The organism is Hymenobacter sediminicola (assembly GCF_014250515.1).
Classification (GTDB): domain Bacteria; phylum Bacteroidota; class Bacteroidia; order Cytophagales; family Hymenobacteraceae; genus Hymenobacter; species Hymenobacter sediminicola.
Genome location: NZ_CP060202.1, coordinates 2,021,847 through 2,044,412 on the forward strand (window position 1 = coordinate 2,021,847; position 22,566 = coordinate 2,044,412).

19 protein-coding genes are annotated in these 22,566 nt (G+C 58.0%); 10 read left to right on the forward strand and 9 right to left on the reverse strand.

Annotation, left to right across the window (positions count from 1 at the left end; translation table 11 throughout):
• Window positions 1-67 precede the first annotated feature (67 nt).
• Window positions 68-1,012: a cyanophycinase gene (locus H4317_RS08550; RefSeq protein ID WP_185889704.1), complete on the reverse strand. Its 945-nt coding sequence runs from the start codon at window positions 1,010-1,012 to the stop codon at window positions 68-70.
• Between the two features lie 122 nt (window positions 1,013-1,134).
• Complete coding sequence (locus H4317_RS08555) at window positions 1,135-2,943, reverse strand: M1 family metallopeptidase (protein ID WP_185889705.1); 1,809 nt, start codon at window positions 2,941-2,943, stop codon at window positions 1,135-1,137.
• A gap of 335 nt (window positions 2,944-3,278) precedes the next feature.
• Between H4317_RS08555 and H4317_RS08560 the strand changes: the two genes are divergently transcribed.
• The 3 genes from H4317_RS08560 to H4317_RS08570 all read left to right on the forward strand — a co-directional run bounded on the left by H4317_RS08560 (window position 3,279) and on the right by H4317_RS08570 (window position 6,957).
• Window positions 3,279-5,087, forward strand: coding sequence for a L,D-transpeptidase family protein (locus H4317_RS08560; protein WP_185889706.1), 1,809 nt, complete (start codon window positions 3,279-3,281; stop codon window positions 5,085-5,087).
• 314 nt (window positions 5,088-5,401) lie between these two features.
• The gene (locus H4317_RS19535) at window positions 5,402-6,031 is read left to right on the forward strand and encodes a helix-turn-helix domain-containing protein (protein WP_185889707.1); all 630 of its coding nucleotides are present in this window, start codon (window positions 5,402-5,404) and stop codon (window positions 6,029-6,031) included.
• Between the two features lie 755 nt (window positions 6,032-6,786).
• On the forward strand, window positions 6,787-6,957 hold the full coding sequence (locus H4317_RS08570; protein ID WP_185889708.1) for a hypothetical protein: 171 nt from the start codon (window positions 6,787-6,789) through the stop codon (window positions 6,955-6,957).
• Window positions 6,958-7,117: 160 nt separating this feature from the next.
• Here the strand turns inward: H4317_RS08570 and H4317_RS08575 are convergent, their stop codons facing one another.
• Window positions 7,118-7,588 carry a hypothetical protein gene (locus tag H4317_RS08575; RefSeq protein ID WP_185889709.1) on the reverse strand — a complete coding sequence of 157 codons (471 nt, stop codon included), beginning with the start codon at window positions 7,586-7,588 and terminating at the stop codon, window positions 7,118-7,120.
• A gap of 210 nt (window positions 7,589-7,798) precedes the next feature.
• Window positions 7,799-9,232, reverse strand: coding sequence for a DEAD/DEAH box helicase (locus tag H4317_RS08580; RefSeq protein ID WP_185889710.1), 1,434 nt, complete (start codon window positions 9,230-9,232; stop codon window positions 7,799-7,801).
• A 375-nt stretch (window positions 9,233-9,607) separates the two neighbouring features.
• Between H4317_RS08580 and H4317_RS08585 the strand changes: the two genes are divergently transcribed.
• A complete protein-coding gene (locus H4317_RS08585; RefSeq protein ID WP_185889711.1) occupies window positions 9,608-10,123 on the forward strand; it encodes an NUDIX domain-containing protein in 516 nt (171 codons plus the stop codon).
• A gap of 105 nt (window positions 10,124-10,228) precedes the next feature.
• On the opposite strand, the gene H4317_RS08590 is transcribed toward H4317_RS08585, so the two are convergent.
• The gene (locus H4317_RS08590; protein WP_185889712.1) at window positions 10,229-10,789 is read right to left on the reverse strand and encodes a hypothetical protein; all 561 of its coding nucleotides are present in this window, start codon (window positions 10,787-10,789) and stop codon (window positions 10,229-10,231) included.
• 291 nt (window positions 10,790-11,080) lie between these two features.
• Here H4317_RS08590 and H4317_RS08595 point away from each other — a divergent pair, with 291 nt between their 5' ends.
• Both H4317_RS08595 and H4317_RS08600 read left to right on the forward strand, forming a co-directional pair.
• Window positions 11,081-13,867 carry a choice-of-anchor I family protein gene (locus H4317_RS08595; RefSeq protein WP_185889713.1) on the forward strand — a complete coding sequence of 929 codons (2,787 nt, stop codon included), beginning with the start codon at window positions 11,081-11,083 and terminating at the stop codon, window positions 13,865-13,867.
• A 200-nt stretch (window positions 13,868-14,067) separates the two neighbouring features.
• Window positions 14,068-16,026, forward strand: a complete 1,959-nt coding sequence (locus H4317_RS08600) for an OmpA family protein (RefSeq protein WP_185889714.1) — start codon at window positions 14,068-14,070, stop codon at window positions 16,024-16,026.
• 38 nt (window positions 16,027-16,064) lie between these two features.
• Here the strand turns inward: H4317_RS08600 and H4317_RS08605 are convergent, their stop codons facing one another.
• The gene (locus H4317_RS08605; RefSeq protein WP_185889715.1) at window positions 16,065-16,442 is read right to left on the reverse strand and encodes a DoxX family protein; all 378 of its coding nucleotides are present in this window, start codon (window positions 16,440-16,442) and stop codon (window positions 16,065-16,067) included.
• 116 nt (window positions 16,443-16,558) lie between these two features.
• Between H4317_RS08605 and H4317_RS08610 the strand changes: the two genes are divergently transcribed.
• Complete coding sequence (locus H4317_RS08610) at window positions 16,559-17,008, forward strand: winged helix-turn-helix transcriptional regulator (RefSeq protein ID WP_260625865.1); 450 nt, start codon at window positions 16,559-16,561, stop codon at window positions 17,006-17,008.
• Between the two features lie 107 nt (window positions 17,009-17,115).
• Window positions 17,116-17,556, forward strand: coding sequence for a DUF5991 domain-containing protein (locus H4317_RS08615; protein ID WP_185889716.1), 441 nt, complete (start codon window positions 17,116-17,118; stop codon window positions 17,554-17,556).
• A gap of 6 nt (window positions 17,557-17,562) precedes the next feature.
• Here H4317_RS08615 and H4317_RS08620 read toward each other — a convergent pair whose 3' ends face one another.
• Complete coding sequence (locus H4317_RS08620) at window positions 17,563-19,272, reverse strand: M28 family metallopeptidase (protein WP_185889717.1); 1,710 nt, start codon at window positions 19,270-19,272, stop codon at window positions 17,563-17,565.
• Between the two features lie 123 nt (window positions 19,273-19,395).
• Between H4317_RS08620 and H4317_RS08625 the strand changes: the two genes are divergently transcribed.
• Entirely contained in the window at window positions 19,396-20,163 is a 768-nt protein-coding gene (locus H4317_RS08625; protein WP_185889718.1) for a nucleotidyltransferase domain-containing protein, read from the forward strand.
• A 90-nt stretch (window positions 20,164-20,253) separates the two neighbouring features.
• Here the strand turns inward: H4317_RS08625 and H4317_RS08630 are convergent, their stop codons facing one another.
• Window positions 20,254-20,733 carry a GNAT family N-acetyltransferase gene (locus tag H4317_RS08630; protein ID WP_185889719.1) on the reverse strand — a complete coding sequence of 160 codons (480 nt, stop codon included), beginning with the start codon at window positions 20,731-20,733 and terminating at the stop codon, window positions 20,254-20,256.
• A gap of 31 nt (window positions 20,734-20,764) precedes the next feature.
• Here H4317_RS08630 and H4317_RS08635 point away from each other — a divergent pair, with 31 nt between their 5' ends.
• A complete protein-coding gene (locus tag H4317_RS08635) occupies window positions 20,765-21,844 on the forward strand; it encodes a DNA polymerase beta superfamily protein (RefSeq protein ID WP_185889720.1) in 1,080 nt (359 codons plus the stop codon).
• 244 nt (window positions 21,845-22,088) lie between these two features.
• Here the strand turns inward: H4317_RS08635 and H4317_RS08640 are convergent, their stop codons facing one another.
• Entirely contained in the window at window positions 22,089-22,319 is a 231-nt protein-coding gene (locus H4317_RS08640) for a hypothetical protein (protein ID WP_185889721.1), read from the reverse strand.
• Window positions 22,320-22,566: the final 247 nt, after the last annotated feature.

Below are 22,566 nucleotides of genomic sequence, written 5' to 3' on the forward strand. Positions count from 1 at the left end.
CTGTACGCAGGACATAAAAAGGGCTCGTATCCTGCAGGATATGAGCCCTTTTGCTTTTGAAAATGGCCTACTGAACTTCTGTAGATACCGGCGTCGCATTGGCATCCTGGCCGGCTGTCATGCGGATAGATTCGGCGGCCTGCTGGCGCAGTTTCAGGTCCGGATAGAATTCGCGCTGGCGTACATCGTAGAGGTTGCCTTTCACCAGCACGTGCAGCAGCATGCTTTCGATAGAAATAGCCTCGCCTTTTTTGGCGGCGGCGGCGTTGTTGTGCTCCAGCTTATGGCCATCCATAATGACCACTAGATTAGAGCCAATGGCCTCCAGCTGATTTCCCTCCGTGATAAGGACGCCAGTATCTTCGCCCAGCCCAATGCCGATGAGCTTGGGGTGCAGTGCCACGGCCTCAATAATCCGTCCGAACCGGCCGCGCTTCACAAAGTGCGAGTCGATGATGACGCTGTCAATCAGGCCGAGGCCGGTTCCCATCTTCACGGCGCCTTTCATCAGCGCATCGGGCACGCTGCCGCCCTTGATCATGGTTTTGGACATGGCCATGGCGCCAGCCGAAGTACCGGCAATAATGAAGTTGGGCTGCTCGTAGTAGCGTTGCTTCAGCACTTGCAGAAACTCAGAGCCACCGAACATTTCCGTCAGGCGCGACTGGTTGCCGCCGCTCATCATCACCACATCGGCTTGGCGCAGGCGCTCCAGGTACTCCGGCTGCCGGGCATCTTCGGGGGTCCGGATATCCATAATGTTCACGTTGTTGCAATTGAGCATCGTGAACGAGGATATGTAGATGCGGGCCACTTCTTCCGGAATCATAGAGGCCGTGGTGATGACCTCTATGCGGGGATCTTCCAGACCGGATTCCAGAATAACCCGTTTCAGAATGCCCAGCTCGAAAAAATTGAGGTAGTATTTCTTTTTAGTGCGGGGATTGGGATATGTGCCCTTGTCCTCGTTGCCGCCTATGGCAATAAGCTTACCGAGAGGTTTGGATGTCATCAACGCAAAAAATCAACTGAAGGAAAACGAAAAATAAAACTACTGTCGTCCGAATGCAAGCTTCGGGCCAGCCAAATCAGTGTCGAGCTTCCGGAAAAAAGATTCCCAGCAGAAATCCGGCGCTATGGTTTGCCCACTAATACGTCAAAGGTGCTCGTAGCGACTGAATGGTAATTGGGCCGGGCCTTGGCGTAGAGCTGGCGGGCCCGCTCCGCTCCGCCGGGTGTAGCCAGCAACGCTTTGTAGAGTGGGACCAAAAATTTGCGTCGGCCCACATGGGTTAGGAACTGATGCAGGGCTTCATCGGCGGGGGAGTAGCCGGCGGCAATGGTGTGCGGAAACCAAGCCGCCAGAATTTCGGCGTTGCCGGATAGCGTGAAGCCGAAGGCCGCGTCCAGCTCCGTGAGCTGCTGGGTAGTTATTGCTTTGGGAAGACCGTGCAGAAAATGCACCCATTCGTGGCTGCTCCATTCGTCGGTGTTCAGCACGCGGGCCGGAGTGCCTTGTTGCCAGTTTTGCAGTGCATCCTCTACGGCATCAAACCGAGCCGAGCCGACGGGTGGGGCCACGGCCGGGATGCCGGGCCGGTTGATCCAAGCATCGAGCTGGACCTGTTGCTCCAGCCCAGGATGCTTGTCCAGTAGCTCGCGGCGCAGGTACGCCACAAAGGAAGCCGTGTCCATACTCTGAAAACTGTGGCGGGCGAAGTAGTCCTTAATAAAGGTGTCCAGAGCCGGGCGGCCCACCAGGTGCTCCAATGTGAGTAGGAGGTAGTCGCCTTTCTCGTATGCAATTTCATTGAGGCCTTCGTCCGGGTCTCGTCCGGCTAGGTCCAGGTGCAGGTGGGTATCAGGGCTGGTCGCTCCGAGTTCCTCTACGGTATGAAGCAGGGCTGAGTGGCCGAGCACCTGCAGCATATCGGCGTAGGGGCGGCCATACAGCTTCTCCATAATGCGCCGCTCGAAGTATACTGTGAAGCCTTCGTTCAGCCAGAAATCATTCCAGGTAGCGTTAGTCACGAGGTTGCCGCTCCAGGAGTGGGCCAGCTCGTGGGCTACTAAGCTGGTCAGGCTACGGTCGCCGGCTAAAATAGTAGGCGTTACAAATGTTAAGCGTGGGTTCTCCATTCCGCCAAACGGAAAAGAGGGGGGTAGAACCAGCAAATCGTACCGTTCCCAGCGGTAAGGACCATACAACTCTTCGGCGGCAGCTACCATTTTCTCCAGGTCCTCAAACTCACTCGTTGCTACGGGCAGCGTTATTGGTTCGGCATAGATACCGGTGCGGGCACTGAGCGGCGTGAATTCCAGGTCGCCGATGGCCAGTGCCATCAGGTAGGCCGGAATCGGCTGGTCCATTCGGAAATGATACTCGCCAGTGGTGTTGCGCTCTTGCGGGTTGCTGGCACTCATCAACGCCAATAGCTCTACCGGAGCCTGCACACGGGCTTCATACGTGAAGCGGATGCCGGGAGAGTCTTGGCAAGGAATCCAGGTCCGGGCCAGAATGGCCTGCGACTGAGTGAACAGAAATGGATGCTGGCGGCCGGCCGTTTGCTCCGGGCTCAACCATTGCAGGGCGGCGGCGCCCGGCGTAGTCTGGTAGCGGATTGTAACGGTAGTCGTGTCGGGGCGGATAGCAATACGCAGCGGCTGGCCCAGCACGGCATCCGTGGCTCCCAGCTCAAAAGAGGTTGGCTCACCGGCTAGGCCGCCCAGCAGTACGGCTTCTATCTGCAGTTCCCGTGCATCGAGTAACAGTTCAGTAGCGCCGGAATTATGGAGCTGCCAGGTAGCTGTTCCTCGCAGGATGCGCTCCGTGAAATCTACCGCTAGGTCGAGCGCCAGATGGTGGACGCTGACCTGAGTAGGGCGGGCATAGCTGTGCGGATCGGGCGTGGTGTGCAGGGGGGAGATGAGAGAAGCAGGCATAAGAAAGGAGCAACTATATGGAGCCGTAGCCAGTGTAGTGAAGGCTACAGGGCGCGGCAAAGGTAGCCAAAACTGACCGCGCGGCTGGCGGAGGCTAGGTTTGTGGCTGATAGCAAGCTCCTCACTAAAGCAGGCAGAACGGAAGCAGCTATCCGGCTGTGACACTCATTTTGGAAGCCCGCCAATAGGGAAGTCTAATAACAAAACTGCTATCTTGCAGGCAGTGGAATAAGCTATGCCGTGGGCAACTAATCGGCCCGGAACACAGTAGAACGCGCAACTGGCTATTAGTATGCCGGTTGAGAATGTTCTTTTATTCCCTCTTACTTACCTGCATGAATTCATCATTTCGTCCGGCTTTCCTGACTACTCTGCTGTTCTGGCTTCTGGGCCTCACGATGCTGGCCTCTGCCTCGTCGTGCAGCCAGGAGCAGAAGGAGAAAATCAAGGACGCCCTGCCTGGTGGCCCGGCCAAAGCCGGTGGCCCCCAGCCAACCCTCGACAGCGTGTACATCGTGAAGTACATGAGTGCCGAGCCCAAGTTTAAAGACCAGATTGAGTGGGGCAAGAAGTTTTACCGGGAGCGAAATTTCCGCCTCGGGTGGTTCCGTAACCACGAGCTAGTGCCGCAGGCTAAGACCATGCTGGGCGTTCTGAACAAGGCCGCCGACGAAGGTCTTGATCCTAAAGAATATAAGACCAAGGACTTTGATAAGCTTTTCGCTGATCTGGAGGCTGCCCAATCTGACTCTACCAAGCGCAACACGCTGGAGAAGGAGATAGATGTAGCTCTGTCCGGCACGTATTTCAACTGGGCTTCCGATTTCTACCGGGGCACCGTAGACCCACGCGCTGTCAAGACCATTGACTGGCAGGTGAAGCGCAACAAAATCAAGCTGCACAAGGCTTTGATGACGATCCTGAAAGAGCGCGAAAGCACGTACCCGTATTACGAGTTCGAGCCGCTGCATCCGGAATATGACCAGTTGAAGAAGGCCCTAGCAGAATACCGTGCGCTACAGCGCAATGGCGGCTGGGCTACTATCCCGGCAACTACCAAGCTCAAGCCGGGCCAGACCTCTCCGGCCGTAGCGGCATTGCGCCAGCGCCTGCTGGGCACCAAGGCTCCGGCGACTGCGCCTGTTGCCGCCACACCAGCTGCCGCTACTGACCCGGCCGCTACTCCGGCCCGCACAGTAGCGAACAAGCCGGACAACACGGGCACTGCCGTTCCGGCCGCAGCCGCGCCCGGTGAGAAATATGATGCCGAGCTGGTGCAGGCAGTAAAGTCGTTCCAGACACAAAACGGCCTCAACCCGGATGGGGTAGTAGGGGGCGAAACGTTACGTTTGCTTAACATTCCGGTAGCCCAGCGCATCGATCAACTAATCCTGAATATGGAGCGGTGGCGCTGGATTCCGAAGCGCTTCGAGCCGAGCTATCTGCTCGTAAATATCCCCGACTATAAACTCCACATGATTGAAAACAACAAGGAGGTTTTCGACATGCGGGTTATCGTAGGGAAGGCCCTCAATGCCACCCCGGTCTTCAGCGACAAGATGGAATACGTGGTGCTGGCGCCTTACTGGAACGTGCCCTACAGCATCATCGATAAGGAGCTTCGCCCGAAGCTGGCGGCCAATGCACAGGCCACCCTCGACCGGCTCGATATGGAAGTGGTGAAGGGTTCCGGTGCTAAGGCTACTCCCATTGATCCTAATAGCATCGACTGGGCCAACTTAACTCCGGCCACCTGGAAGTACACGCTGCGTCGTCGGCCAGGACCTATGAATGACCTCGGCGACGTGAAGTTCATCTTCCCTAATTCCAACGACGTGTACCTACACGACACCCCGCACGACGAATTGTTCAGCCAGGCCAAGCGGGGATTTAGCCATGGCTGCGTGCGGGTAGCGGAGCCACTGAAGCTGGCCGAATACCTGTTGCGCAACAAGCCCGGCTGGGACATGATGAAGATCGAAGAAACCATAGCCGGTCGGGAGGAGAAGTATGTAAGCCTGCCTGAGCATCTGCCGGTCTACCTAGTGTACTTCACGTCTTGGGTAGACGACGCCGGAAACGTGCATTTCCGAGATGATATATATGGGCATGATAAATCACTGGCTAAAGAATACTTCAATTAACTGGTGATTTACCCCGTTAGCTACCTACCGCTAACGGAGCCATGTTGGTTAGCTGTTACCGAAAAGCCCCGTTGTGCTAATACTGCACAACGGGGCTTTTGCTATACAGTAAATCCCCCAGCAGGATGGCAAGGGGTACGGTTGGATGATGGGTGAAAACGACAGTTTACATATGTATTACAAATGTAAACCAGGGGAATAGAGGGCGAGTCATTGTATACAATTGTATATCGGATGTAGAAAGGGCTAGCAGTTAATTACAATCGTACATTTGTAATCAAACGTACAGAACGGTTATGGTAGAAAGGATCAGAATGTTATTAGAAGCTAAACAGCTTACTCCAACTCAATTTGCGGATGCAATAGGAGTAGCCCGGCCTGTAGTAAGCCACATACTGAGCGGCCGGAACAAACCGAGCCTGGAAGTAGTGCAAAAGATCATAGGTGCCTTTCCCGACATTGCGCTGCCATGGTTGCTCAGCGGTACCGGCAATATGGCCGCGGAGCCTGTACGTAGTGCCAGTATGCCTCTGGAGCCTGACTTGGCTAAGGCACCTGCTAAACGAAGCAGTATAAAGACGCCAAAGGCCGCCCGTGAGACGCAGCAAGGCCTCTCCTTCGGGGACAACACTACCCAACAGAATACAGGCGCTCCTGAAGCATTTATGAGCACAGTGGATACACTGGCACGGCCCGCGCTGAATACTGACAGCCTGCAGCCCCGCGCCGCAGTTCCAATAGACACGGCGCCTACTATCCTAAACCAGGGAAGCAGCAGGCATGAAGGTGTTTCTGCTGGAAGCGTAAGCGCACCTGCTCCTAACCTAGCCTTGCCCCCTGCACCGCCACTCTTAGCTCAGGTTGCAGACAAGGAAAAGGCTATAAGGCGGATAGTCATTTTCTATCGAGACGGCACGTTCACGGACTATCAGCCGGAGCACTAACAGGTGCTTTGTAGCTATGCTAAAGGCTGTCAAGGGATACGCTGAAAGTATTTTAAATTCTGAATATATTTTATAAAACAGTGCAATTTGTCAGTAGGCTCTCTACAGCTTGTAAAAACCGTTTAAAGCACCTGTATTAGGTAGGTGGTTATAGTGCCTATATTTTCGATATAATACTTCATAGTACAAAATGTCATGATTTAATATTTGATGCTGACATAAATGTTGTTTGAGATTGTTAATTTTCTTTATATCAGTAATTTGTAGTGATGTAAATGAAGTTGTGGTAGATGTATGAAGAAGCAAAAAATGTTGCCAGATTTAATTTAGATAATCATATATGGGTTTCACGAGTCTAGCAGTCCTGCTAGCGACATGCTTTGCTAAGCACTTTGACAGAGTGGTTGGCAGGGTATAGTGAAAGAAATGACGGATTTCAACTGGCTAATAGAATTGGGGATGCTAAAGTAAGTGACAAGCCCTAGCTCGCTTTATGACTCTCTAGAGTAAGCAGGCAATGCGACAATCCGGCTAGGAAATTCAGTGAGGAGAACAAGGCCCCTGAGCCTGTTGACGAATAATGTGATGGAGCAATAGGGATGGTAAAAAGTGAATTAGCTTACTGTTGTTTACTTATGTAACTGTCGGCCTGGGCCCAGGCAGGTATTACTTCCGTCTTGATGTAGCTGTCGGCTGCTGTAATTCTAAGGCAGAAGTTGCTTTGTGATTTTAAGGGTGGTGCTTACCTTTGGGATATGAAAAAATTCCGTCTGCTTTTCCTGCTTGCTGCCAGCGCCCCGCTATTCCTGACTTCTTGCTCGCAAGCCCCCGACGCTGAGAAAGACCCCAATGCTGATGCGGAATACAAGCGTGCCCACCGCGCCGAGAATTACCGCGAAGCGCAACGTAGCAACGTTAACTACTAATTCCCTTACGGGTTCTGCAAAGGGTGTATAAGGCTGGCTCTGCCACATAAGGCAACGCCAACTTCAAAGCAACCACGCATCATCTTATAGAAAGCCCCACCCGACGCAAGTCAGGTGGGGCTTTAAGATTTTAGGACCAAGGGCGAAGCGCCTGCGCGGGCTAAGCAAATACGCTCGGGGCCGGCAGCAGATGAGGCAGCTGGATTTCGGCCAGCAGACGGTTCTCTAATAGGTCGACCCAAGTGCGCAGATACAGCACTACATCGTCGCGCTGGTTGTGGCGCAGGGCGTTTCGGCGCTCAAAAGGAATAGCAGCCAACACAACCGGGTCGGAAAGACGCTCCAAGTGCGTAAGGTCGGTACGGGTGAAGCCAGCAGCTAGCATTTCATCAATGGTTTGGTCGATGGGCAGGCCGCTGCTGGGGCAATAGTCAATCAGCTGCCGCTCCCAGTCGCCGTAGCGCTGCATAGCACGGGTGTGAATTTCGGCTTTAGTGAGCTTGGTAATCGTCTGCGCCAGATGGCCGCAGTTGCAGCTGCCCATGTGGCCCCACTGATAAGGCGCTTGCGTGGCAAGATGCTGGGCTGTGTCGCGGAGTGCCTGAATGACGGCAAGAGTACGGTGAGCCATAGGACTAAGAGCAGGAAGCGTGGCGGTTAACTACGATGTCAGCTGTAAAATGCTTAAGTCCTGCATTTTGTTTCACTTCGCGTGCTGCCTCACCGGGCCATCTGTAGATCAGGCATCCTGCAATGAAGCTGTTTACAGTACCTGTTAGCCATGAAAAAGGCCCTAGCAGGGTAGCCAGGGCCTTTTCAAATCAAGCAAATTCAGGAGGATCTATTGCGGGCGTCCGCCGCCGTTGCCGCCGCGGTAGCGGCGTCCCTGGCCACCGCTCTGGCCACCACCAGCCCGTTCTCCGGCCGAGCGTGAGGCCGGAGCTGCCGACGAACTTCGTTGGCCGCTGTGGCTGCGCTCCTGACCACCGCGGGGGGCGCCACCTGCCTGGGCCTGGCGTGGGGTACGCGCTGCACCAGTACCTTCGCGGCCGGGGCGGGCTGGGCGGCCAGCCGGGCCTTTCGGGCGCTTAATAGGCGAGCCGCCGTGCAACAGTACCGGCTCTACTTGGTCGGTGCTGTACGGGTGGTCTTCCACCAAGTCTATCTGGCGCCGAATGAGCTTTTGAATATCCTGCAGATAAGCGCGCTCCTCATCCTCAACAAACGTGAAGGCCGTGCCAAAGGCACCCGCGCGGCCCGTGCGGCCAATGCGGTGCACGTAGGTTTCGGGCTCATTGGGTACTTCGTAGTTGATGACGTGCGTCAGCTCATCTACGTCGATGCCTCGGGCGGCAATGTCAGTAGCAACCAGTACCCGCGTGCTGCCGGACTTGAAGTTGCTGAGGGCCCGCTGGCGGTGGTTCTGCGACTTGTTGCCGTGGATGGCTTCGGCCGGAATATTCACCTTGGCCAGCGCCTTCACCACTTTGTCGGCGCCGTGTTTGGTGCGCGTGAACACCAGCACCCGACGGATGCTCATGTCCTGCAACAGATGTTCCAGCAGAGCTGGCTTGTCGCCTTTATCAACCAGATATACTGCCTGCGTGACAGTATCGGCGGTGCTTGAAACAGGCGTAACGGCTACTTTCACCGGATTCGGCTTCAGGATGCTGGACGCCAACTCCTGAATCTGGCCGGGCATGGTAGCCGAGAAGAACAGCGTTTGGCGCGAAGTAGGCAGCTTTGGCAGAATCCGCTTGATGTCGTGGATAAAGCCCATATCCAGCATGCGGTCCGCTTCATCAAGCACAAATACCTCGACGTGGCGCAGGTCAACAAAGCCCTGGCCCATCAGATCGAGCAGGCGGCCGGGAGTCGCAATCAGCACTTCTACGCCGCGCTTGAGCGTCTGCACCTGGCTGTGCTGGCTCACACCACCGAAGATGACGCTGGAGCGCAGCTTGGGCAAATGCCGCCCGTAGGCTTTGAAACTTTCGCCGATCTGGATAGCCAGCTCGCGCGTCGGGGTCAGAACCAGGCAGCGGATACGGCCGGGCGCGTGGCGCTCTACCTGAGCCGTCTGGTGCAGAATCTGAAGAATAGGAACGGTAAAGGCGGCTGTTTTGCCGGTACCGGTCTGCGCTACGCCCAGCAAATCATGGCCTTCCAATACGTGCGGAATAGCCTGCTGCTGAATAGGGGTAGGGGTCGTGTAGCCTTCTTCGTGCAGGGCACGCAGAATAGGCTCAATAAGGTTAAGGTCGTCGAAAAGCATCAAGGGAAAATGAAAAAGCGAGGCCGCCAGCAGAGGTGGCGAAACCAGCAGACATACGGTTGAGTCTGCAAAGGTCGTTGGTTTTACGTCGAGTTGGGGCTGCCAGCTCCGTTTCAGACTGGGCTGCCGCACCATATCAGGCAGCAAGGCCCGCAAAAAAGCAGCTCTACACTACTTCCGGCAAACAAAACCACAGGCCGGTACCGTGAGAAATTAATACGGATAAATAAACTAAGCGGCTGACTATCAGGAATACGGTGGAGGAAAATCCAGCACGTTAGTACAACTCATAATGTGTGCCTGCTCGCCTATAACCTTCGCGGAGGCATTTTCCGTTTACTTTTCGAAAAATAACTTCGATTTCTGCCTGACTTTATGAAAATAATAGACCGGACGACTGCCTATGATGGCCACTTCAAACTGCGTGTGCTGACGCTACAGGATGGTGCCGACCAGCTGAAGCGGGAACGGTTCGAGCCGGGGCGGGCTGTAGCAGTGCTGGTCTGGGACACCAGCAAACAGCGCTACTTCCTGACTCGCCAATACCGGATTGGGCCGGAAACCGAAATAGTGGAACTGGCCGCTGGCATGATCGACGGGGACGAAACTCCGGAGGCCGCTGTTCGTCGCGAGCTACACGAAGAACTAGGCTACGACATCGACCGGCTGGAGCAGATTACCCGCATCTATCCGTCGCCGGGTACCAGTGCAGAGGTAATTACCGTGTTTTTCGCCGAGGTTAGCACCCAATCAGGACAAGGTGGTGGCTTGACTGAGGAAAACGAGAAGATAGAAATCGTGTCTATGAGCCGGGAAGAATTGCACCAGCATGAGTTCGAAGATGCCAAGACAATTCTGGCGGTCCTCTGGGCGCGGCTTCATCATAACTAAGCCCACAATTCCACCTAGTAGTAGGTGTTTATCCAAATGGAATACCACAAAAAAGCCCCGCCGTTAGGTGGGGCTTTTTTGTGGTATAGTGCTGAATCTGAGTGATTATTGGGTTTTTACAACGTATTCGAAAGTCTGTTTGGTCTTGATGTCGTTAATAAACAGCGACAGATCCTGCGGAGCATCTGTTTTAACAAATGGTATAGTCCGCTTGCTTACATACAAGTCACGGTTCCAGAAGCGGCCCTGGCCTCCTTCTAGTGCTGGCAGGCTGAAAACTTCCTTACCTGTCTTGTCTTTGGCTGACACACTCAGATAGGCGGGGTCGGCATTGGCACTGCCCCGGCGATACATCGTTACGGTAAGCTGGCCGCCGGGCGGCAGCTGGCTGAAACGCCGCTGATACGTCGTGTCGGCCCAGCTGTTCATTTTGCGCTGCACATCAATGTCGGCGAGCAAATCGGTGTAAGGGCGGTAAGCTACCCGCGTCACGCAGGCATCTACTTCGGCATCTTCATCCGTGTTCTTGGTCACGTTCAGCACGTAGGGGCATTCCTCGTCCTTTTTTGCCACCATGTATTTCTTGCGGGGTTTGCCCGGCATGTACTGGGCCGAAGCCGCCAGGGTGCAAGTCAGCAGCGCAACGAGGAGAATGATTTTTTTCATAAAAAAACTAGGTATAGAGCTAAAAACACAATTTCAGCTCCTCAAAGATACAGAAGTAGCAGAAGCTGTTGGCTCGTTTTCGTCCAAAAAACATTCTCCCTGGCCGATGCCACTGGCAGCGGATTGGCGCTTAAGGTGAGGCACCCCAAGGCAGCCGTGGCAAGCGAGAAGCCTGAACAGCCGGCCGGATACCCGCAATAGCACAGCTTCATTATTCGGTAATTGGCAGGTAACTATGCCGTAATAAGCCTCCGGTAGCTTTGACGCTTCCATCATCAACCTTCCTAAAGGATGCGTCAAATTTTACTATCGGGAGTGAAAACCAGCCTGGCTCTACTGGCGCTGAGCGTAGCCGGTACGGCCGCCCACGCGCAGTCGGTAGCGCAGAGCTTCGAGAGTGCCGCCACCGACACCTGGGCCTATACGCCCACCCCAGCCACCTACAACGACTTGGCCGCCACCGACCAGTGGGCCGTGCTAACCACCATCGGTACGGCGGGCTCTGGCCTTACGGTGGCTACGCCTTCGGCCGGCGCCAACTTCTGGGGTGGGCGCGACCTAGAAGGTCCGCTAACTGCCAACGTAAGTGTCTGGCATTACCTGGATTTCGCGCCCGTGGCCATCCAGTCGGGCAGCACGGCGGCCAATACGGTTACGTTCAAATACTTCAGCAACGCCTTCGATAACCCGGACTCGCTGGCGTACGTGGTGCGCTTTGATAACGGCACCACCTGGCCGGTGCCGCGCACCTACATCCAACTTAATAAGGATACGCAGGCCTGGACCACCATTGCGGTACCTGTGCCGGCCGGCAGCACCCACGCCCGCCTGCGCCTGGCCGTGCGCCAAAACGGAAACGACGACTGGGTGGCTTTCGATGAAGTGAGCCTAGGCCAGAGCACGGTGGTTGCGCCGACGCCCGATTTAGGTTTCACGGGAACTGCCACGCCGCTTATTGTGGCCGAAAATGCCGGCTCGGTGGTGCTGCCGCTGAGTATTCGCAACGCCAACGCTACGGCCAGCACCGTGCAGGCTGTTGTGGCACCGCTGGGCACGGCTACGGCCGGCGCCGACTTCACGTTTGCCACTCCCCAAACCATCACCTTCACGCCGGGCAGCACCACGCCGGTTACGCTCACGCTGCCCATCATTGATGATGCCACGGCCGAACCCGCCGAGTATTTCACAGTGCGACTCCTAAACCCGACCAACGCCACGCTCACGGCGGGAGCCACCGAGTTTCTGGTGTTCATCAAAGACAACGACACCCAAGCGCCGGCCCGCGCCGGCAACCTGCGCCTGAACCTGCTGGGCAGCTACCAGAACGGTACCGCCTTCAATGGCAACATCCAAATCAACTCGGCCGAAATTGTGGCCCACGACCCTACTACGCAGCGGCTGTACGTGGCCAACTCCATCGGGGGCAAGCTGGATATCCTCAACTTCGCCACGCCGGGCGCTATTACGTCGGTGGCTTCCATCAGCATGGCGCCCTACGGCGGTATCAACTCGGTGGCGGTGCGCAACGGGCTGGTAGTGTGCGCCGTGGAAGATGCGGTGCTGCAAAACCCCGGCAAGCTGGTGTTCTTCGACCAAAACGGCACGTTCATCAAGCAGCTCACGACCGGTGCCCTGCCCGACATGGTGACTTTCTCGCCCGATGGCCGCTACGTTATTTCGGCCAACGAAGGCGAACCTAATTCCACCTATACCAACGACCCGCTGGGTTCGGTGACGGTGGTAGACGTGAGCAGCGGCATTGCCAACGTCACGCAGGCCAACGCCACTACCCTTGATTTCAGTGGCTATAACGCCCAAGCCGCCGCGTTGCGCGCTTCGGGCATCCGGCTCTACGGTGGCCCAGCGGCCGGGCCAGCCAGCTCGGTAGCCCAGGACCTGGAACCCGAGTACGTGACGGTATCGGCTGATTCGCGCACGGCCTACATTGCCTTGCAGGAAAACAACGCCCTGGCTACGCTGGATTTGACCACGCTGCAATTCACCAGCCTGCGGCCCATTGGCTACCAAGACCACAGCCAGCCTGGTTTCAGCTTCGACGCCTCCGACCAGTCGGCCGATGTGCTGCTGGCCAACTGGCCGGTGCGGGGCATGCGCCAACCCGATGCCATTGCCGCCTTTGAGCTGCCTGCTACGCTGGGCGGCGGCCGCTACATTCTGACTGCCAACGAAGGCGACGCCCGCGAATACACCGGCACCGGCGGCCTCGTAGAAGCCGTGCGCCTCGGCAACGCGGCCTATCCGCTCGACCCAACCACTTTCCCGCAGGCGGCGCTGCTGAAAAACAACCAAGTGCTGGGCCGCCTCAACGTCACCAATAAGCTAGGGGACACCGACGGCGACGGCGACTTCGATGAGATTTACGCTTTCGGGGGCCGCTCGTTCAGCATTCTTAACGCCAGCACCGGTGCCCTTGTGCACGACAGCGGCGACCTGCTGGAGCGCCTCACCAGCACCGACCCCACGTTCGGTAGCATCTTCAACGCCAGCAACGGCGCCAACGAAGCGCCCACCCGGAAAAACCGCTCCGACGATAAAGGTCCCGAGCCGGAAGGCGCCACCATTGGCATGATTCGCGACACGGTGTACGCTTTCATCAGCCTGGAGCGCCAGGGCGGCGTGCTGATTATGAACGTGAACGACCCAGCTAACCCGCGTCTGGTGCAGTACATCAACAACCGCAGCCTGACCTCGGGCGCCGGCGACCAGGGCCCGGAAGGCCTGGTATTCGTATCAGCCGCCAACAGCCCAATCGGCTCACCGCTGCTGCTGCTCGCCAACGAAATCAGCAGCACCGTGGCCGTGTATCAGATTGGCCTGCGCGGCGCGCTCAGCACCCAATCGGCCCGCACTGCTGCGCCGCTGCACCTCTATCCGAACCCGACCCAAGGTGGCCAGGTGCAGCTAAGCCGCGCCGTGAGCGGCACCCTGCACGACGTACTAGGCCGCCCAGTCCGCACCCTGACCAAAGCCCAGCAGTTTGAAACCGCTGGCCTCGCGCCGGGTGTATATGTGCTCCGCGCCGAAGACGGTGCCAGCTCCAAGCTGGTTGTGCGTTAGAAGTTAGTCTTTCTATTTTATTCCGCTTAGCACTACCATTTTATCTTCTTGCAAGTTGCTACCACGCCCTGGCCGGTTATCGGTCAGGGCTTCTTGTTTGTTAGCAGGTCAGCTGTTCACGGTTTCGGGCTGCAGGAATCGGGTTCAGGTTCGTTACTTTCGAACTTTCGAGGAGTACTTCTGGTCTGTTTCCGTTGCTTATGAAGGTTTTGCTGACGCTGGTTCTGGCAATATGCTGGCAGACGCTATGCGCCCAGCAGCCGGGGCTAAGCATGTATACGGATGCTCAGGGGCGTTTCCGGCTTGGGTATCCTGGCTCGTGGCAGTTGCAGCAAACGGCGGGGCAGCTCACGTTTTCGCCTGCTGGTTCTCAGCCAGCCACAGGGCAGGCCACCTTGACCATAACGGCCCGGCCTGACAGCCTCAGCACTCTCAACCCATTGACGACCGGCCAGCTGGATTCTGTGTGGCAGCGTATTCGGCAACTGCCCCAGGCTCAGGTGTTTTATCTGGTTCAGCAGGACGCCGGCGACCATCAGGAGTTGCGCTACGATTATGCCTATGCTGCCACTACTGCGCCGGCTGCTGCCGGCCGCAGCCGTGTGCTGGGGCGCCGGCTTTGGCGCGGCGGCTATGAGTATCAGTTGGAATACCGGGGCACAGTCGGGCCGGAAGGGCAGTGGCAGCCGGGCGGGGAGCTTCTGGAGTCGTTCGGCTTCCTCGGCGCTGCGGGCACTGGCAGCAACAGTTCCGGGCCCATCTGCGACGATAAGATGTACGGCATTGCGGCCCTTCGCTACACCAACGACCAGTGGCAGGACGACTGCCGCACCATCCATGAATTTTCCGTCGCCGATCCTTCCCGGCCGCCCAAAATTCACCGCCAAGTCCTGCCGTTCCAGTCATATGCCCTGACCAAAGGCTTCGACAACTGCCTGTATTCAGTGACAAAAGCCCCTACCAATACCCCCGAATACATCTACCGCTACAACCCCGCCACACGGCAGGGCAGCTACACATCTTGGCAGCTGCCGGCCCAGGGCCCCGAAGCCGTCTGGATTGCGGCGGCCACGGATGAGCAGGGCGACTTGTATTTCAGCACTTCGGATGCCAGCAAACTGGTCCGGGTCAGCCCTGGCACCGGGGCTGTAGCAACAGTATGGACCTCTGACCCGGCGCGTCGGGCCGCGTATTACTCGTCTATTATGTTTGCCGGGGCGGGTTCCCACGGCAACTTCTGCCTGGATGAGGCCGGCACGCTCTACCAAATCTACAGCACCGACGGCTCCCTCATCAAAGTAGACCTGAAGAGCCGCCAGCCAGCTCCGGCCTTGGCGCAGCTCACGGGCCTGCCGGAGCGCGGCGGCTACAGCGACCTGCTGTTTCAGTACGATGCCGCTGGCCAGCGCCGCCTCTACCTGGCAGGCCCCAAAGCCCTGTATTGGGTAGATATGAGCAACCGAAAAGCGCACTATGTGCGTCAGGGCGTCTACACCGATCTGGCGGGCTGCAATCTGTTTCGTGGTCCTGCCCGAGCCGATGGAGTGCCGGTGGCGGCAGGTACCAGCTGGCGGGGCCGGGTGCTCGATGCCGTCACCCTGCAACCGCTGCCGGGGGCACAGCTGCAGCTTGGTACTGCTGATGCAAAAAGCGTGGTATCCCTCACGCCTAACGGCGTATTTTCCTTTCCTGCAGCCCCTGGCCGTTCCGTTGTGGCGCAGGTCCGCCTTCCGGGCTATTTCCCCACCGACAGTACCTATACTGTTGGTTCGGGCCCTCTGGTGCGCGATATTTTGGTGCAGCCCCTGACGGTGGGAACCGTTCTGCGGCTGCCTGATGTGCAGTTTGAGCAGGGCACCACCCGGCTGCTGCTCACCTCATACCCGTCTCTAGATGAGCTGCTGGCCATATTGAAGCAAAACCCTGGCCTCACCATTCAGCTGCGCGGCCACACCGATAACGTCGGCGACCCTCAGAAAAACCTGGTACTGAGTGAGCAGCGCGTTTCGGCCGTGAAAATCTACCTCGTCGGGCTTGGCATTGCTCCGCGCCGCATTTCCGGTATTGGGCTGGGTGGCACTGAGCCGCGTGCCAGTAATGCCCGCGAGGCTACCCGAAAACTTAACCGTCGAGTCGAGTTCCGTGTGATGGGTATATAGCGGGTGCCGGAGCGGGGAACCGGTGAAGAAACAAGCGGCTATACGGCCGGCGTAGCAGCAGGAGCAGGCAGAAACGCCGTCCGGTCGCGCAGGAAGGCGGCAATCCAGACCAGGGTAAGAATAAGGACCGGTGCTACCAAGCTGCGGCCGTGGGAGAGGTCGGTGGCTATGGCGCCGGCAAAGTAGCTGGTGAGTAGCAGCAGCCCCAGTTTCATGGTTCGGGGGTAGAGAAAAAGGGCCGTGAACAGGAGTTCCATCAGCCCCAGCCCAATGCGGTAATCGGCCACGCCCGTTGCGGCCATGGCCTGCCGAATTTCAGTACCGCCTAGGAGCTTCATGATACCGCTGGCCGTAATCAGGAGGGCAGGTACTGCCGTTACTAGAACAGGCGCAAGGGTTTTCTTAAGGGGTGCCATAGCAGCAGAGTATTGGTGAAGGGAGAAGGCAAGCTGCCGTTGAGGGCGGCTTGATGTCAGCAAAGGTGCCGCCGCTATGGTATATTCCGGATAGTGGTTTCCCAAAGGATACCGGTATGCTGCAGGATACTGACCTGATTTCTAACGACCTTTACCCCATGCCATTCCCTGTACCTCCGCCTTCGCACGCCAACTGCACCGGTGCCATGCGCTCCGTCCGCGACGCTCTCGATTTGCTCGGCGGCAAGTGGAAGCTGCCCATTATTGTTGGGCTCAGCAACGGTCCTCAACGCTTCAAGCAACTGCAGCGCGAGGTAGCGGGCATCACGGCCAAAATGCTCAGCAAAGAGCTGAAGGAGTTGGAAATCAACGGGCTTATCACCCGCCAGGTAGACGCGGCTACGGTACCCGTCGCCGTGACCTACACGCTGGCCGCGTATGGTAACACACTATTTCCGGTCATCGAGGCCCTGCACGCCTGGGGGCGGGAGCACCGCATACGCATTATGCACAGCGGGGAAACGACGGCACCAAAAGCCAGCCGGGTAGTGGAAGTCGTAGCGTAAAGGTATCCTGCTGCACCGGGCGCTGGTGATGTTCCACATAGAGGCAACTCAACCGGATTGGTTCTGCTCCCGTTTCAGAAGCCTGTTCCACCTCTTCGGTTTCGCTTATGACAACGTTGCTCGTGCGCCCTTTGCTCTGGTCTGTTCTGGCGTTTGCCGGCCCTAGCGCGGCGGGCCTGCAAACCTGGGCAGGCACCTATCAGTATGAGGAAGAGCCCGTGAAGGCCTTAGCCGGCTACAGTATGAGCATGATGTGGAAGCTGGACCTGCAGCCGCAAGCCAACAAAAGCCTTGGCGGGCAGCTCAGCGTGGAAGGCCAGCAAACCTTTATGAAACTGAAGGTACGCGCTGCTGGCACTGCCCAGGAAGCTCAAATCATCTTCGTGCAGTTGGTAGAAGGTAACAACTACCAGCAGCACAAGCCCGGCGACGTGCTATTCCGCCTCCGTAAAGACCCCACCGGCAAAACCGTCACGTACTGGGGCAAGCTGCAACCTCGTCTGACAGAAACCTACAAGGATGGACAGGTGAATTTTGTACGGAAGTAGGGCTGTCTACTTCCCGCCCATACTCTTGTCCCGCGCCCCCTTGAACTCCGAGCCGGCACGCCACTGCGGGAAGGTGGTTTCACTGGCTAGGCGCTGACCCACGCGGAAGTAGATCTGGGCGTCTTGGGCAATGCCGGACAGGTCCCAGCTGGGGTCGAACTGGTCGGCGGGCTTGTGGTACATGGTGGCGGTGTAGTTCTGGCGCTGTTGGGCAATGGTGGCCTTGCTGCCGGTGCGGCTTTCGAAGCCGCCGCTGGCGTAGAGCGAGGGCACGCCCACGTGGGCGAAGCTGAAGTGGTCGGAGCGGTAGAACATGCCGGTTTCGGGCGTCTGGTCGGGCAGCAGGTAGCGGTTTTGCTCCTGGGCGGCGGCGCGGGCGTAGTCTTCCAGCTCCGACTGCCCGTAGCCGATAACGGTGAGGTCTTTCATCGGTCCGTAGGGCCAGAGCATGTCCATGTTCAGGTCGGCCACGGTTTTGTTGAGCGGGAAAGGCGGGTGCTGGGCGTAGTAGGCCGAGCCGAGCAAACCCTGCTCTTCGCCGGTCACGGCCAGAAACACGATGCTGCGCTGGGGTTTCTCCTTGGCTTTTTGGAAGGCTTCGGCAATGCTGAGCAGCGCGGCCAGGCCGGTGCCGTCGTCCACGGCGCCGTTGTAGATGGAGTCGCCGGCAATGGCCTTGCCCACCCCGAAATGGTCCCAGTGGGCTGAGTAGAGGATGTACTCATCGGGGCGGGTGGTGCCGGGCAACACGGCCAGCACGTTGCGTGAGGTCTGGCGGCGCAGCTTGTTCTGGATGCCGGCCGTGAGCGTGAGTCCGCCCAGCGGCCGGGGACGGAAGCCGCGGGTGTTGGCGGCGGCGTACAGTTGGTCGTAGCTGAGGCCGGCGGCCTGGAACAGCTTTTTGGCCGCGTCCAGGGTCAGCCAGCCTTCCAGGGCGCACTTGTCGGCACCTTTGTTGGGAGTTTGGGCGCGCAGCTTGGGGCTGGTGGCCCCGCTCAGGACCACGCTCCAGGGGTAGGCGGCCGGCTGGGTGTCGTGCACGATGAGCAGGCCGGCGGCGCCGTGGCGGGCGGCTTCCTCGTATTTGTAGGTCCAGCGGCCGTAGTAGGTCATGGCCCGGCCCTTAAACAGGGTGGAATCCTGGCCCGCGTTGCCGGGGTCATTGACGAGCACCACCACGGTTTTGCCCTTCACGTCGAGGCCGGCGTAATCGTCCCAGCCGTACTCGGGGGCCACCACGCCGTAGCCGGCAAACACCAGCTCCGAGTTCGTGACGCTGACCTGCGCCTGCTCGCGCTGGGTGAAGGCCACGAAATCGGTCTTGTACTGCAGGCTTAGCGGCTGGCCTTTGCCCTTGATTTGCAGGGTAACGGAGGGCGTGCCGGTAATTTCCACCAGCGGCACCGGCTGGAAATACGTGCCGTTGGGGCCGGGCTGCAACCCGAGGCGCTTGAACTCATCGGCCAGATACTGCGTGCTGCGCTGCTCGCCCGCCGTAAACGGCTTGCGCCCCAGCATCTCATCGGAGGAAACTGCCTGCAAATACTTGCTGATGCTGGCCGCGCTGATGGCCTCAGTTGTATCCGCCGCGGCGGTTGGAGCAGTTGTGGCGGCCGTTTCGGTGGCTGCGGGCTTCGACTGGCATCCGGTCAGGGCCAGGCCGAGCAGGAGAGAGGCCGGAAGCAAGCGGGCCGGAAAATGAGTGGAAAAGGGCATAGCGTGTGGTGCGGGGAGTTAATAGGAAACCAGCCGCTGGCCGGGCAGGATGGCGGTAGTTTCCCAATAGTAGCGGATATTCGTTTACGAATCCTGTAGTTGCCGCCTCCTTTTTGCTTTCCCGTGCACGCCCGCATCCAAACCGCCCTCACCCAACTCGAAGCCACGCATAACATCCGCATCCTGTACGCCTGCGAGTCGGGCAGCCGGGCCTGGGGCTTCCCCTCTCCGGATTCCGACTACGATGTACGCTTCCTTTATGCCCACCCGGCCGACTGGTACCTGACCCTGGACGAGGGCCCTGACACGCTCAATTTTCCCGTGGATGAGGAGCTGGATCTGGCCGGCTGGGAACTGCGGAAGGCCTTGAAGCTGCTGCGCGGTTCCAACGCGACGCTGTTTGAGTGGCTGCAGTCGCCGGTGGTGTACCGGGAGGCGGCCGGGTTTCGGGTGGCACTGGAGCCGCTGCTGCCCGCCTGCTGGAACCCGCGCGCCGGACTGCACCACTACCTGGGCCAGCTGCGGCGCGGGGTGGAAGAGGACCTGACTGGCGAGCAGGTGCGCCTCAAGCGGCTGTTCTACGCCCTGCGCTCGGCTCTGGCCGCCCACTGGATTCAGCGTTATCCTGACGAGGTTCCGCCGATGGAATTTGCCCTGTTGCGCGAGTTGCTGCCTTCAACTTTAGATGGCGTAGTCGATGAGCTGCTGGCCCGCAAAGCTACTGCCGACGAGAAAACCACCGTGCCGCGCCCAGCGGAACTGGTGGCGTTTCTGCAGCAGGAATACGCCGTAGGCCAGGCCGCCCGCGCCACGCTGCCCGTCCCGCGCCACCCCGAACCGACGCCAGCGCTGGATACCGTGTTCCGGGCGTGGCTGCAGCCGCAACCGTAGCGCAGAGCCCTTGCTTCGCGTGCTGCCGAACGGCGACTATGCAGTAGTTTAGGATACGTGAAGCAGCGGCTTCGCGCTACTGGCAACTGGTCAGAGAAGCTGATAGATAAATTCTTCTATTTCGACTTGGCGCGCACTGGCAAAGCCTTTGTCGGTTCCCACTTTACGAAAGCCGCAGTTGGTTAATACCTTCTGCGAGCCAAAGTTGTCGAATGCCACCCGACCAAATAGGGGGCGAGCTGGCTCTAACTGTAGGAAGCTACGCAGCGCGGCGGTAGCCACGCCCCGGCCCCAGAAGTGCCTGTCCAGCCAATACGTAATTTCGGCGTCGCCTTCGATTTCAAACTTGGCGATGCTGCCGGCTAGCTCTTCGTCCACCACAATGCTCTGCATGTGAATGGTGGGGTCGAGCAGAAAGCGGCGGTATTTGGCGAGGTAGGCCGCTTGGTCGGTATGGTCTTTCGGCATAAAAGCCGCCAGATACGCGGCCTCTTCATCGAGCTGAAAACGAAAAAGATGCGCTAAATCGACTTCCGTAGTGGGGCGAAGCTGTATGGATTTGTGCGGCATCCTGAACTTGTGGTTGTACTTCAGTAACAATATGCTTACCATTTTCGACCTGCGCCAGCGCGGCCTGATTCTGTTTGAGGCCCTGAGTGGCAGCCGCGCCTATGGCACTGATTTGCCCCACTCCGATACCGACCTGAAAGGTGTCTTCATCCTGCCCGAAACCGAGTTCTACGGCCTTGACTACGTGCCCCAGGTAGCCAACGAAACCAACGACGAGGTATACTACGAGCTGCGCCGCTTTGTGGAACTATTGCTCAAGAGCAACCCCACGGCCCTGGAGCTGCTGGCCTCTCCCGAGGACTGCGTGCGGTACCAGCACCCGCTGTTCGAAGCGTTTCGGGTGGAGGATTTCCTCTCGCAGCTGTGCCGCCAGAGCTTCGCCGAGTACGCCGTGGCCCAGATTCGGAAGGCGCGCGGGCTCAACAAGAAAATCAACCACCCTGAGCCGCCCGCCCGCAAATCGGTGCTGGATTTCTGCTACGTGACGGTGGGTGCGGGCGCGCAGCCGGTAGCCACCTGGCTGGAACGGCGCGGCTACGCAGCCAGCCAGTGCGGCCTGGCCAACGTGAATCACTTGCACGACCTGTACGCCCTGTTTGTGGATGAAACCCCGGACCGCCACCACAGCTACCGGGGCCTTCTGCGCGACGCGGAAACCTCCCAGGATTTGGTACTCTCGGCGGTGCCGAAAGGAGAGGTGCCTGTCGCGTATCTAAGTTTCAACCGCAACGGCTACAGCACCTACTGCCGCGTGTTCCGGGAGTACCAGGAGTGGGAGCAGAAGCGCAACCCCGAGCGGTACCAGAACACGGTGCAGCACGGCAAAAACTACGACGCCAAAAACATGCTGCACGTGTTCCGGCTGCTAGGCATGGCCCTGGAAATTGCCACCACCGGCTGCCTGCACGTGCGCCGCCCCAACCGGGAATTTCTGCTCCGGATTCGCCGGGGCGAGTTCGGGTATGAGCAGCTGATAACCGAAGCCAATGCCTTAGTAGCACAGGTGGAAGCTGCCTTTACCACGTCTGCTTTACCCGAAACTCCCGACCGGGGCACCGCCGAGCAGTTGCTGGTGCAAGTGCGACGGGCTTGGTACGCGGCGCAGGGGTAGAGCCTGCTCGGATGAAACGGCCATGCTGAGCATAGCCCGCCGCATTCTAGGCAGCTCTGCCGGTTTGGTGTAGCGGGGCATCTTACCTATCAACCTCGTTCTCCTAGTAGAGGTAAATATGCTTGGGCTAGCTCAGCATGACTATTCTGGTGTGTGTTGAACGACTAGCCGCCAACGCCTAGAAAAAAGCCCGCCGGCAGAAAGCTGCACGGCGGGCTGATGGTACTCGAAATCTGATGGATAACTAGAGGCGGCCGGACCGCTTGGAACTGTACTTGGTTTTGCTACGGCTGGTCTTGCCGAAGTGGAATAAACCCTTCTTTTTGCGGCCTTTGTACATTTTGTAGTTGGGGCGGTGCGTGTACGAGCGGCCGCTCATTTTGGCACGGGCGTAGGCACTTGGGCGGGCGGCCTCGGCCGTTTCCCCACCGCTTATCATGAGCAGCGCGAAGAGCAGAATCAGGATTCTGTACATGATGAAAACGGGTTGGTGTGCGCTTATAACTGCGGTGAAATAGAAAAAATTGCACAACCGAGTTTCGTCCCCGCATTTTATTAGCCATTTGTCTGCTGCTTCGCCCTAATCAGCACTAAGAATAGAAGCTCTGACAGGAAGGAACAACCTTTATACACTTCTACTAATTCAGTTCTGGATTTAGCGCGTTAATGGTCTGATATATATGATTTTATGCGTGGATTTGCTGTTCATCCCCTGCAGACGG